Raw genomic sequence first — 12,375 nt, forward strand, 5'->3', positions numbered from 1 at the left:
TCTCAGCTCCCGCGATAGGTGGAATAGCCGTAGGGCGAGATCAGCAGCGGCACATGATAATGCGCCGTCGTATCGGCGATGCCGAAGCGGATCGGCACGAGATCAAGGAAAGCCGGCTCCGGCAACTTGGTGCCGCTGGCACGCAGATAGTCCCCGGCCCGAAACAGCAGCTCGTAAGTGCCTGCAACGAAGCTGTCGCCGATGAGAATTGGACCACCATCCACGCGACCGTCCGAGTTGGTCGTAACCGTCTTCAAATGCCTGCGGGCATCGCCGTCGATCCTGAAGAGATCTATCACCAAGCCTTCGGCCGGCTTGCCGAGAGCGGTATCGAGCACATGGGTGGTCAGTCCGGTCATAGCGTCGGTGCTCCGATGATGAAGGGCGTGTCGAAGAAGTACTCTTCCAAATTGTTTCCAGGCCCATCGCGATCCACGATAAGGAAATCGCTTGGCTCGTCGAGTGCCATCAGCGGATAATGCCAGGCATTGACCCGGTAATTCACGCCCTGGTCGCCGCGCGCCAGGAAAACCTTCGGCCTGCCGGGCTTGCCGCCCTCATCCTCTGCGACGACGACGAGGAACGGACGGCCGTTCAGCGGCACGAAACATTGGCTGCCGAACGGATGGCGCTCCATCATGTCGATCGAGAAGGGAAAAGCCCGCGGCTGGCCGTGAAAGAGGTTCAGGATAACCCGCGCTCCCTCTCCGATAGCCTCGGCGCTGGACAAAGCATGGAAACGCTCTGTCGTGCCGCCATTGATGTACCGCATGGTTGCTGGATCGGCCTCGATGACATCGCCGAACGGCGCGAATGCGGCCTTTGTCAAAGGATTGATATCGAGATGCTGTGTCATTGAATGATTATTCGCCCTCCGCTCGCCAGTGGCGAATGGAGTCCAGTTGCAGGAGCAACTCCGGAAGAGATTTGTGAGCGATATCCCACAGGGCCGCCAACTCGATGTCGACATACCCTTGCGCAATCCGATTCCGGAAGTCCTGCATCACATGCCAAGGCAGCTCCGGATGGTCAACAACAAACTCCGGATAGTCCTCGGCAATGCGTGTGGCAGCCTCACCGACCAGCAGAAGATTCATGCCGACGGCGCGCTGTTTCTCGACATTCTTGGAGAATGTCACTTGATTGATTTCCCTAAGGAAATGGCCGGTTTCGGATGCAGCCTCCTGCATGCGTTCGAGGTAGGTAATCAGTCGATCCAGGCTCATGCTGGCTTTCCTCCGCCAGCAATACCCGATTCCGGTGCGATGACGCGCCTCTTGGCGTCACCAATCATCCATCCGCTTCTATCTCTGTCCAATGCGTTCCGTGGCCCCATGGCTTAGTATCCTGCCAAGCGGATACTAAGCCATGAGTAGATCGAAAAATAGCGCGTACCTCAATGGGAAAACCCGCGCTGGGCCAGACGCAGGAAGGACGCAGCCCTGAGGCTATACGTCAGGCTTCAGGCAGCATGGATTGCAGACGCAGCAAGGCGATCTTTTCGACCTGAGCTGCTGCGGTCGCAAACTCCGCATCCCTGCTATTATCTACACGCGTCTCGAAGGCGGCAAGAATATCGTCCTTGCCGAGCCCCTTGACCGCGATGATGAACGGAAAGCCGAATTTCGTCACATAGGCAGCATTGAGTTCGGCAAACCGGGCGTGTTCCTCGGGGGTCAGCCGGTCGAGCCCGGCTCCGGCCTGCTCCTTGCGGCTATCCTCGGTCAGCTGGCCGGCAATCGCCAGCCGGCCGGCGAGATCGGGGTGTGCCCGCAGCACGCCAAGTCGCTCCGCCTCGCTGGCGGCACGGAAGGCCCGAATCAGCGCAGCGTGCACGCCGCCGGAGGTCAGCGGCTCGACTATGGCGCCGGCATCATAGGCGCGCTCGGCAACGAAAGGCGAATGTTCGAAGACACCGCCGAAGCGGCCGACAAAATCGTCCCGCGAGATCATATCAGCGCGCGCCCCCGGGAAGGTGATTCTCATACCAGTGGTTGGCGATCTCGATCCGCTTCGGGATCCAGACCTTGTCGTGCTTCTGCACATATTCGATGAATCGGCGCAGGGCCGCGGCGCGACCGGGGCGGCCGACGAGACGGCAATGCAGGCCGATAGACATCATCTTTGGGCTACCATGCTTGCCCTCTTCATAGAGCGTGTCGAAGGCATCCTTGAGATAGGTGAAGAACTGGTCACCGGAATTGAAGCCCTGCGGCGTCGCAAAGCGCATATCGTTGGTCTCAAGCGTATAGGGGATGATCAGGAACGGCTTGCCGTTGAGACCATCGACCCAGAAGGGCAGATCGTCGGCATAGGAATCGGAGGAATAGAGGAAACCGCCCTCCTCCATGACGAGCCGCAGCGTATTGTCGGACGGCTTGCCCTGGTACATGCCGTAGGGCCGCTCGCCGGTGAGTTCGGTATGCAGCCGTACGGCTTCGAGAATGTGCTTGCGCTCCAGATCCTCGGAGAAATCCTTGTATTCCAGCCAGCGATAGCCGTGGCTGGCGATTTCCCAGCCGGCTTCCTTCATCGCGGCAACCGCTTCCGGATTGCGCGCCATGGCCAGCGTCACGCCATAGACCGTCGCCTGAACCTTGAGTTCGGTGAACATGCGCCACAGCCGCCAGAAGCCGGCACGCGAGCCATATTCGTAGATCGATTCCATATTGAGATTGCGCTGGTTCGGCCAGGAGGCCGCGCCAACGATCTCGGACAGCAGGTTTTCCGACCCAGGATCACCGTCGAGAATGCAGCTTTCCCCGCCCTCCTCATAATTGATCACAAACTGCACCGCGATGCGGGCATCGCCAGGCCATTTCGGATCCGGCGTGTGGCGGCCGTAGCCGATAAGATTACGGGGATAGATTTCCGACATTGAAGCACCTTCTCTGATCGCGGAACGGTAGCATCCACGCCGCGAAAGTCGAGACGGAAAGTGGGAAAATCACTTTCGCTTCAAAGCGGGGTATTGGCGTGAACGCCATCCGCTAATCTAGGCGATCTTGCGGGCGCTGACCTTTCCCATAGGATGCAGCGAGTGTACTCGGAAGGGACCACCGGCGCCTTCTTCCATCATGAGCGCGATGTTGGAAACGGGGATGGACGCAGCCAAGGCAGGCTCGAAGAAATCGCGCAGCGCACGCTCGATGCGCGCCATGTCGGCGGGGCTTACCGTACCCGTCAGCATCATCTGAAAGCGGAACTCGTCCATGACGTGCGGATGCCCCCAGCGATGCAGATTGGCAAATTGCGTCGCCGACAGGCCATCCGGATCGATGCGCTCTATTTCGGCTTCGCTCAAGGGAGCCCTGTATTGATCGAAGGTCTGCACCAGCGATGCCGCCAGGAAATGCATCTGCTGGCTTGGAGCGGAGGGAACGAGGCCCAGCGCGCCGCCGAGCCGCGCGACCTCAAGCCTCGGGATTTCGAAGGGCGCGACCGTGCCGGAGAACCGCATCAGATCGCGCAGCAGCCCCGCCTCGGACATATCCTCGGCCAACCGGAACGGCGCCTTTAAAATTCCCATGAAGCCATAGCGGCGCGGAACCGCGGTGTAGAAAGCGATCTCATGGATACCAAGCCCACGGACCGCCGGCGGATCGACCATCTCGCCGGAATAGACGTTGCGGCCGAGCCAATTCGCCGCCACAAGCGTCAGCGGATCGCTCGCAGACGGTGTGAAGCAAATGGCATACCGCATAAAATTCCTCCAGGGCGTAACGTCAGGCAGACCGAACCGGCACTGATCGCCAAGGAGATAGGTGATTTGCGTGACAGATTGACGACCCGAAAGAGGCTTGAATTCACGTTTTATGTGATATGACTGAAATATGACTCGCTAAAGTGAAACTCGGCGGCAAGTTGAAGCAACCGGGTGCGCCCACCGCCTCACCCACCGCCGCCTCCGCAAGCCTATGCGCCAGCCCAAAGCTCACCTTGAAGCCACCAGTCAGGGCAATCAGCGAGGGATGATCGGGATGCGCACCCACCATCGGATCACGATCCACAGCCTTCGGGCGCAAGCCCGCCCAACGCTCAACGACGTCCGCGCCAGCCAGCACCGGCGCCATGATGCGCGCCGCATTGAGCAAGTTATCGAGCTGCCCGTCCGTCGATAAGGGATCGTCAAATCGGTTCTCGCTCGTGCTGCCGACCGCGACCAATCCATTCTCATGCGGAACGATGTAGAGACCATCGCGGAAGATAACAGGCATGTCGCCGTCGACATCAGCCTTCAGCATCGCCGCTTGCCCTTTGACCGGTTGGCCGAGCGAGGCTTTGCGTCCCTCCGTTAATTCATCAAGGATCGGAAACGAGCGAAAGCCGGCAGAAAGGATGCAACGGCCGAAGCGAATGTCGCTATCGCTTGAACGCGCAATGCCCCGCTCCGGATCGATATTCTCGACGGTAACGCCCTCGCAAAGCCGAACATGTCGCGCCGCTGCGAGAAACCTCCGCAGGACCTCCAGAAACGCGCGCGGCGCGACGCGCGCCGCCAGCGTATCGTGGACAAATCCGCTTTCGGCAAGGGACGGCTCGACCCAGCCTTCGACGGGCGCCGCATCCAGCACATGCCAGTGAAACTGCCGATCCCCATGCCGCCAATGCGTTTTCGCATCATGGGAATGGCCAAGCGCGATCTGCCTAAGATGCGGCTTCGGCAGCGGAATCAACCGGCCGGCGCGGCGATAGCCAGCCGAAAGACCGGTCTCCGCTTCCAGGATCGAGATCTCTTCCTCGAGTGCGACAAGCGCATCGAACTGAAACTGCTTCTTGTCCGACCATTTATCCGGCATGTGCGGCATCAGCGCGCCAAGCAGGCCACCGCTCGCCCCCTGCCCGAGACGGCCAGCTTCGACGAGCAGCACTTGGATACCAAGACGCTCGGCATGAACGGCCGCCCACAGGCCCATGATCCCGCCACCGACAATCAACAGATCGACGGACGATTGACCAGCAACTCTTGGAGGATTATCGGCTCTTTCCATGACAAATCCAGTTTCCGATCGGACCAAGGCGTCCGAAACGTCTGCAGCAAGCGCGGAGCTCGAATGGCGCGACGGCGATATGCCCTATTCGACCGCATTTGGCGACCATTTTTATTGCCAGACCGACGGCCGGCTGGAATGCGGCCATGTCTTCCTGGCCGGCAATGGCCTTCCCGACCGCTGGCAGGGACAGCAGGATTTTCTCATCGGTGAACTCGGTTTCGGCACCGGCCTGAATTTCTGCGAAACCTGGCGCCATTGGCGGCAGAAAGCTGCCCCCGGTTCGAACCTGCACTTCATGTCCTTCGAACTCTATCCGATGCAGGCCGAGGAAATCGACCGTGCCTTGTCGCACTGGCCCGAGATTGACAGGGAGCGCCAGGCGCTTGCCGCCGCGTGGCCGGACAAGCCGCAGGGTGTCGTGTCACTGAGGCTAGATGCGCATACGCGCCTCAGCGTCGTCTGCGGTCCGGCTCTCGAAGGTGTCAGCCGCGCCGAACAGGGTTTTGACGCCTGGTATCTCGACGGTTTCGCACCCTCTCGCAATGCCGACATGTGGTCGCCGGAACTGATGCAGACGCTTCACGATAAGACGGTTTCGAACGGCACCTTCGCCACCTATGCGGCGGCTGGCTTCGTACGACGAAACCTGCAGGCGGCAGGATTTGTGGTGGAACGACGCCAAGGCTTCGCCGGCAAGCGCGAAATGCTCTGCGGCATCAAGCCGGCCTGAGGCCGATGTACAGGCCAGGCGGCAACCATCTCGTGAGATTCAGATGAGCTCGCCAAGATGCTGGCGAACCCACTTGGCCTCTTCCGAGGCCGTCCGCCGGAAGTGCCGTTTGAAGTCTCGGCTGAACTGAGCAGGACTGGCATAGCCGACCGATGCCGCCACCTCCGCGATCGTCTTGTCCCGACGCGCGATCATCAACCGCGCCTCGTGGAGCCGCATCGCCTTCACATATTGCATCGGACTGCTGCCCGTCAGGGCTTTGAAATGGACGTGGTAGGAGGAAACGCTCATCCCCACCTCACGCGCCAGCGCGGCAACCGAAATCTCGGAATTATAGGCTTCGCGCAATCGGGTCAGACTTCGCACGATCTTCCCGGAAATGCCCTGTTGCTGAAGAGCTGAGATCATCGCTCCGCCTTGCGGGCCGACCAGAACCCGGTAGTGCAGCTCACGCAGGATGCCTGTTCCCAGAACCGCAAGCTCAACAGGATCGCTGAGCGCCCGCAGCAAACGCAGCAAGACATCCTCGATCATCGGCTCCATTCTGCTCGATATCAGGCTTCTCACTTTGCCGGTCGCTGCTCCGGACTGTCTCGCCCCTACGTCCGAGGCGATCTCCGCAGCGAGAAGCATATCGAACTCGAGATAAACGGCAAGCAAAGGGCGTTCGACGCTGGCTGACGATTCCATCCGGAACGGAACGGGCACCGACACGGCCAGATAATGCTGCTCATCGTAGAGATAGACCTCGCCTTCAAGCATGCCCTGCTTTCGGCCCTGCAGGACGAAGACCGCGCCAGGTTTGTAGAGCACGGGAACATCATGAAGGATCGCTTCGGTCCTGAGAATGCGGACACCGGCAAGCGCCGTTGGATTGTATCCCTGGCCGGGCGCAAGACGGCCTGCCAGCTCTACCAACTCCCGGCGCTTTGAACCCTCATCGCTCTGTTTCATAGGATTTGGCAAGATATCCATAGTTTTTGCAATCGCAGGCGATGATTTCGAAGATTATCTGTCATAGGCATCAAGCAATCAAGACGAGATTTCGACCATGTCACAGAAGACTTTTTTCATCACCGGAGCGAATTCGGGCTTCGGCTTCGCAATTGCAGCCGCCGCGATCCGGAATGGCCACAAGGTTATCGGCACCATCCGCTCGGAACAGTCGCGGGCAGCCCTGGCAGAACGCTTGCCGGCAGTACGACCCGTCCTGTGCGATGTGACGGAGTTCGACCGCATAGCGGATGTCGTTCGGCAGGCGGAGGAAGATCATGGATTGGTAGACGTGCTAATCAACAATGCCGGCTACGGCCACGAGGGAATTCTTGAAGAGTCGCCCATTGAGGAGATGCGGCGCCAGTTCGACGTGAACGTCTTCGGTGCCGTTGCGGTCGCGAAGGCCTTCCTTCCGCGCTTCCGCGAAAGGCGCAGCGGCTTCATCGTCAACGTCACCTCCATGGGCGGCATGATCACCATGCCCGGCATCGCCTATTATTGCGGAAGCAAGTTCGCCCTTCAGGGCATCTCGGAGGTCATGCGAGCGGAGATGGCACCATTCGGCGTTCGGGTGACCGCCCTTTGCCCCGGCTCCTTCCGGACCGACTGGGCCGGGCGCTCGATGGTCCGGACCGAGCGATCAATCGCGGACTATGATGCGCTGTTCGATCCGATTCGGCAGGCGCGGCAATCCAAAAGCGGTAAGCAGCTCGGCGATCCCGACAAGCTTGCGGCTGCCGTTCTGGACTTGATCGAGTCCGACACGCCCCCACCGCAACTCCTGCTGGGCAGCGATGCTCTTGGACTTGTGACTGATAGGATCGAGCGCCTCAAGCAGGAGATCGAAGCCTGGAAGGCCGTTACCGTTTCCACCGATGGCTGATGGCTGCGACAGTTGCGATTGCACAAAGGCCGCATTCAGCCATGCGCTCAAGTCTAAAGATCGGAACCCTAGTTCTTGGACCGATCCTCCCGGAAAACGATATCACCGAGATATTGCTGGATCTTCGTCTCAAGGAGTTCGGGGCTGATCGGCTTGGATATGCAATCGTCCATGCCCGACTGCATGCACATCATGCGATCGACATCCAGGGCCTGCGCGGTCACCCCGACGATGGGAACATGCCATCCCTGCCCGGCCTGCGTCTCGAGCTGCCGGATCGTACGGGTCGCCTGATGACCATTCATGACCGGCATGGATACATCCATGAGGATCAGCGACGGCCGGAGCTGGCGCCATGCGTCCACGGCCGCCTGGCCATTCTCCACGACGAGAAACCGCAGGCCGGTCGCCTGCAGGATCTGCGTGAAGACGATCTGGTTCACCTCATTATCCTCGGCGACGAGAACGTCGATGGTATTGCCTGACTTGGCCGACGTCATCCGATCGGTGGCCTCGATCGCGGCTGCGGCTTCCGTCTCTATCGGTAGCCGACGTTCAACGGGGCCTAATCGCTCTCCAAGTTTCTTCCGCCGCGACGCGCGCACGACATCGATGATCGTGCCGCGCAGCACATTGGCCCTCACAGGCTTCATAAGATGTGCCTGGCCGTTGACGGCGGCGAATTCCCTATCGCTACCGGCGACGCCCATCGACGTCAGGAACACGATCGGCAGAGCGCAAAAACGCGGATCGGCGCGCAATGCGCTCGCGATCTGATAGCCATTCATGCCGGGCATGCTGTAGTCGACGATGATCGCATCGACCGACACGCCCATATCGAAGGCAGCTTCCAGAATGGCGAGCGCGGTCCTGCCATCCTCGGCGACATGCCCGTCGAAACCCCATTGCAGCAACTGTTCGCTCAAGATGCGCCGATGGATCACGTCGTCTTCCACGATCAGGACGCGGGCATCCCTGACATTGGCCGGCAGCTCCGCGACTTTGCCGCGCGCGGCAACCAGCGGCATCGGCAGATGGACGGTAAAAACCGATCCCTTGCCCCATTCGCTCTCCACCGACAGCGAACCGCCGAACAGATCGACGAGACCGGCCGTGATGGCGAGACCAAGACCCGAGCCCTCAAGCCGCCGCGCAAAAGACGAATCCGCCAATGAAAATTTGTCGAAGATCGTATCGAGCTTTTCTTCCGGTATGCCGATCCCGGTATCTTCGACACGCAGCATGAGCAATATGTTGTCGTCCGATGAGGGCTGGCTATCCAGCTCGACCAGCACATGACCGCGCTCTGTGAACTTGATCGCATTGCCGACGAGATTGGTCACGATCTGCCGAAAACGACCGGCATCGCCGAGTATCGCCGCCGGCACACCGGGAGCGATGCGCACCATCAGCTCGATATTCTTCTCCGATGCAGCCGCAGCCAACAGGGTCGCGATATCTTCGACAGCCTCGGCGGGATCGAATGCCATCTTGCGCAGATGCATTTCGCCGGTATCGATGCGGGAAAAATCGAGAATGTCGTTGATGATGGTCAGCAGCGCATTGCCCGACTTGACGATGATATCGACGAAGGTCTTCTGCCTCGCATCGAGATCGGTCTTGCCAAGCAGTTCCGCCATGCCGAGAACGCCGTTCATCGGCGTGCGGATTTCATGGCTCATATGGGTCAGGAATTCGGATTTCGCGCGATCGGCGGCATTGCTGCGCGCCAGGAGCAGCTGCAAATCCGCCTCGCGTTCCTTCATCTCGGTGACATCGGTCAGCGCCACGGTCCAGCGGCGATGCTCGCCGAGAGCGGCGTCCAGTTGCATCCAGCGGTCGCCTTTGATCTGGAATACACAGGAGATCGGCTTGCCGACGGCAATGCTCTCCCCCCAGGACGCCCGCAAAGTCTCGGCATCCTCACCGAAGTCCCCGCGTTGCGCGCAATAATCGAAGGCCGCAGACCAGTTTTTACCGACGTCGAGGAGATCGGCTGGCAGCTTCAACATATCCTTCAGCCGGTCGTTGGCCAGCATGATCGTCCCGTCCTGAACGATCAGTAGGCCTTGGGACATGGCCTGCATGGCATCCGCCATCAGCTCGCCGAGGCGTTCCAGCGCCAGCCGGGCTTCGGTGATCTCACGGAATTGCTGCTTGACGGCGGAGATGTCCGTATAAGACATCAGCGTCCGCCCATTGGCGATGCGGCGCGCATCGATGATGACGGATTTGCCGTCGATAAAATTCACTTCCGTTTGCAGATGCTCGCCAGCCTTGCGCAGTGCCGCCAGGCGCGCTTGATAAATGTCGTCGATGCTACGGCCGTCGGAATCGAAACGCGCCAGCTCATAGTGTTTTGCGATGAGATCCCGATAGGGGCGGCCTTCGAAGCGCTCGTCCTTCGAGAATTCGAAAATGTCATAGAAGGCGTCATTCACGTATTCGACGACGTAGCCGCTGTCATGGATCAGAACACCGATCGGCATCGAGCGAAGAATATTGTCGAGATCCTGATGCAGTCTCCTCGCAGGCGCTTCCAGAAACACACCGAAAATATAGACGCGGTCTTCCGATGGAGAAAAACTCTCGATCTGAATGCGCGATCGCTCACGGCCAGATGCGTCGAAGCAGAGCGCTACCTCTTCCGAACCGAAGACCAGCGCACGGCGCTCCCTATCTTCCCTGTCGGCGCTCTCCCCGGCATCGAGAAGATCATGACTGCGACTGCCGATGAAATCGGAGATATCGTGCCCGAAGAACCGCGCATAGGCATCGTTGACGGCGACGTAACGAAGCTCGCTGTTCTTGATGTAGGCGGGCCTGTCCAGACTGGCGATCCGGCGGCACGCTATGTCGAGCAGTTCACCGTCCAAGGTCAAACGGAGCCTCTCTTTTCACCGCGCATGATAGTTCATGGAACGACGCTTTAGCACAATTGGCTTTAACAAGGCGTTAACCATGTTTAAACCATCGCACCGACGTCGCGTTCAGACCATGCACTGTCCTATAACGGTCATGCCTTGGTCGCAAACGACGGCGGCATACCGGGGGAAACTCTGCCAAGAATCCGTCAACGGATCATTGGGAGCGAGCGCCATGAGCGACGAAGAAAGCCTGACCTTGAACGAAGCGCAGATCGCAACGGCAACGGGCGAACGGCGGCGGCGGGCTGGAGGACGCGGGGCCGAGCGCAGCCGCAAACCGAGCGGCACGAAATACCTCAACCTCGTCAACAATCTCGCTCGCACGGAGCTGCTGTCGCCCGAAGCGCTCGACGATATCCACGAGGCGTCGCTGACCATTCTCGAAGAGATCGGCATGGATATCATTCTGCCGGAAGCGCGCGAGCGCATGAAGGCTGCCGGCGCGGACGTTACGCCCGGCAGGGAACGCGTTCGTTTCGACCGCAACATGATCATGGAGCTGATCGCTTCGATCCCCTCGAACTTCACGCTGCATGCCCGCAACCCAATGAGAAACGTAGAGATCGGCGGCCGCAATCTCGTCTTCGCGCAGGTTGCCTCCGCCCCCTTCGTCGCCGACCGCGACGGCGGCAGAAGAGCCGGCAATCAGGAGGATTTCCGCAAGCTCATCAAGCTCGCACAGTCCTTCGATATCATCCATATGACCGGCGGCTATCCGGTCGAACCCATCGATATCCATGCCTCGGTGCGCCATCTCGATTGCCTTTCCGACATCGTGAAGCTTACCGACAAGGCCTTTCATTGCTATTCGCTCGGCCAGCAGCGCAATCTCGACGCGATCGAGATCGCCCGCATCGGCCGCGGCATCAGCATGGAACAGATGGAGCGCGAACCCTCGCTCTTTACCATCATCAACTCCTCCTCGCCGCTGCGTCTCGACGGGCCGATGCTGCAGGGGATCATTGAAATGTCCTCGCGCGGCCAGGTGGTGGTAGTCACCCCGTTCACGCTTGCGGGCGCCATGGCGCCGGTGACCATCGCCGGTGCGCTGGTGCAGCAGAATGCCGAGGCGCTCTGCGGTCTCGCCTTCACGCAGATGGTGCGCAAGGGCGCGCCAGTCATGTATGGCGGCTTCACCTCGAACGTCGACATGAAGACAGGCGCACCCGCCTTCGGCACGCCGGAATATATGAAGGCGGTCATCGCGGGCGGCCAGCTCGCCCGCCGCTACGGCATCCCCTACCGCACTTCGAACACCAACGCCTCGAACACGCTCGATGCGCAGGCCGCCTACGAATCAGCGCTGTCATTGTGGGCATTGACCCAGGGCGGCGGCAATTTCGTGCTGCATGCGGCCGGCTGGAGCGAGGGCGGGCTGACCGCCTCCTTCGAGAAATTCATCCTCGATGTCGACATGCTGCAGATGGTCGCGGAATTCCTGAAGCCGCTCGATGTCAGTGCCGACGCCCTGGCGCTGGATGCCGTGCGCGATGTCGGCCCCGGCGGCCACTATTTCGGCACGGCGCACACGCTTGCCCGCTACGAAACCGCCTTCTATTCTCCGATCCTGTCGGACTGGCGAAACAACGAGACGTGGACGGAAGCCGGGAGCCCTACGACTTACGATCACGCCAACCGCGTCTATAAGGAAACGCTCGAGCGTTATGAACGGCCCCCGCTCGATCCGGCAATCGAGGAGGAACTCGATGCCTTTGTCGCTAAGCGCAAGGCAGAGGGCGGCGTTCCCACAGATTTCTGATTGAAAACAAAGGCTTTACGCCTCAAATCATGGACGAAATTTAATGTCGCGAACCTCTTTTTGGCCGCGACTTCGCCCCCTTTCCT

12 protein-coding genes are annotated in these 12,375 nt (G+C 60.0%); 3 read left to right on the top strand and 9 right to left on the bottom strand.

Going from position 1 to position 12,375, the window contains the following annotated elements; genetic code table 11:
• Positions 1-2 precede the first annotated feature (2 nt).
• From uraH to FHX05_RS05190, 7 genes are all read right to left on the bottom strand, one after another.
• Complete coding sequence (gene uraH, locus FHX05_RS05160; RefSeq protein WP_183709359.1) at positions 3-359, bottom strand: hydroxyisourate hydrolase; 357 nt, start codon at positions 357-359, stop codon at positions 3-5.
• Positions 356-856, bottom strand: a complete 501-nt coding sequence (locus FHX05_RS05165) for an ureidoglycolate lyase (RefSeq protein ID WP_183709357.1) — start codon at positions 854-856, stop codon at positions 356-358. The genes uraH and FHX05_RS05165 overlap by 4 nt, the downstream gene beginning before the upstream one ends.
• 7 nt (positions 857-863) lie before the next feature.
• Entirely contained in the window at positions 864-1,226 is a 363-nt protein-coding gene (locus FHX05_RS05170) for a HepT-like ribonuclease domain-containing protein (RefSeq protein WP_183709355.1), read from the bottom strand.
• Between the two features lie 229 nt (positions 1,227-1,455).
• Positions 1,456-1,953, bottom strand: coding sequence for a 2-oxo-4-hydroxy-4-carboxy-5-ureidoimidazoline decarboxylase (uraD, locus tag FHX05_RS05175; protein ID WP_183870860.1), 498 nt, complete (start codon positions 1,951-1,953; stop codon positions 1,456-1,458).
• A gap of 1 nt (position 1,954) precedes the next feature.
• A complete protein-coding gene (gene puuE / locus FHX05_RS05180; RefSeq protein WP_183709352.1) occupies positions 1,955-2,878 on the bottom strand; it encodes an allantoinase PuuE in 924 nt (307 codons plus the stop codon).
• Between the two features lie 117 nt (positions 2,879-2,995).
• Entirely contained in the window at positions 2,996-3,703 is a 708-nt protein-coding gene (locus FHX05_RS05185) for a DUF1045 domain-containing protein (RefSeq protein WP_183870861.1), read from the bottom strand.
• A 103-nt stretch (positions 3,704-3,806) separates the two neighbouring features.
• Entirely contained in the window at positions 3,807-4,991 is a 1,185-nt protein-coding gene (locus FHX05_RS05190; RefSeq protein ID WP_183870862.1) for an FAD-binding oxidoreductase, read from the bottom strand.
• Between FHX05_RS05190 and mnmD the strand changes: the two genes are divergently transcribed.
• The gene (mnmD, locus tag FHX05_RS05195) at positions 4,990-5,724 is read left to right on the top strand and encodes a tRNA (5-methylaminomethyl-2-thiouridine)(34)-methyltransferase MnmD (protein ID WP_183870863.1); all 735 of its coding nucleotides are present in this window, start codon (positions 4,990-4,992) and stop codon (positions 5,722-5,724) included. The two genes, FHX05_RS05190 and mnmD, sit on opposite strands and share 2 nt — an antisense overlap.
• Before the next feature lie 39 nt (positions 5,725-5,763).
• Here mnmD and FHX05_RS05200 read toward each other — a convergent pair whose 3' ends face one another.
• The gene (locus tag FHX05_RS05200) at positions 5,764-6,693 is read right to left on the bottom strand and encodes an AraC family transcriptional regulator (RefSeq protein ID WP_183871189.1); all 930 of its coding nucleotides are present in this window, start codon (positions 6,691-6,693) and stop codon (positions 5,764-5,766) included.
• Positions 6,694-6,775: 82 nt separating this feature from the next.
• Between FHX05_RS05200 and FHX05_RS05205 the strand changes: the two genes are divergently transcribed.
• Entirely contained in the window at positions 6,776-7,603 is an 828-nt protein-coding gene (locus FHX05_RS05205; RefSeq protein ID WP_112604682.1) for an oxidoreductase, read from the top strand.
• Between the two features lie 68 nt (positions 7,604-7,671).
• On the opposite strand, the gene FHX05_RS05210 is transcribed toward FHX05_RS05205, so the two are convergent.
• Positions 7,672-10,485: a response regulator gene (locus FHX05_RS05210; RefSeq protein WP_183870864.1), complete on the bottom strand. Its 2,814-nt coding sequence runs from the start codon at positions 10,483-10,485 to the stop codon at positions 7,672-7,674.
• Between the two features lie 217 nt (positions 10,486-10,702).
• Between FHX05_RS05210 and FHX05_RS05215 the strand changes: the two genes are divergently transcribed.
• Positions 10,703-12,289, top strand: a complete 1,587-nt coding sequence (locus FHX05_RS05215) for a trimethylamine methyltransferase family protein (protein WP_112604676.1) — start codon at positions 10,703-10,705, stop codon at positions 12,287-12,289.
• The last annotated feature ends 86 nt before the right edge of the window (positions 12,290-12,375 follow it).

It is taken from the genome of Rhizobium sp. BK491 (assembly GCF_014194925.1).
Taxonomy (GTDB): Bacteria; Pseudomonadota; Alphaproteobacteria; order Rhizobiales; family Rhizobiaceae; genus Rhizobium.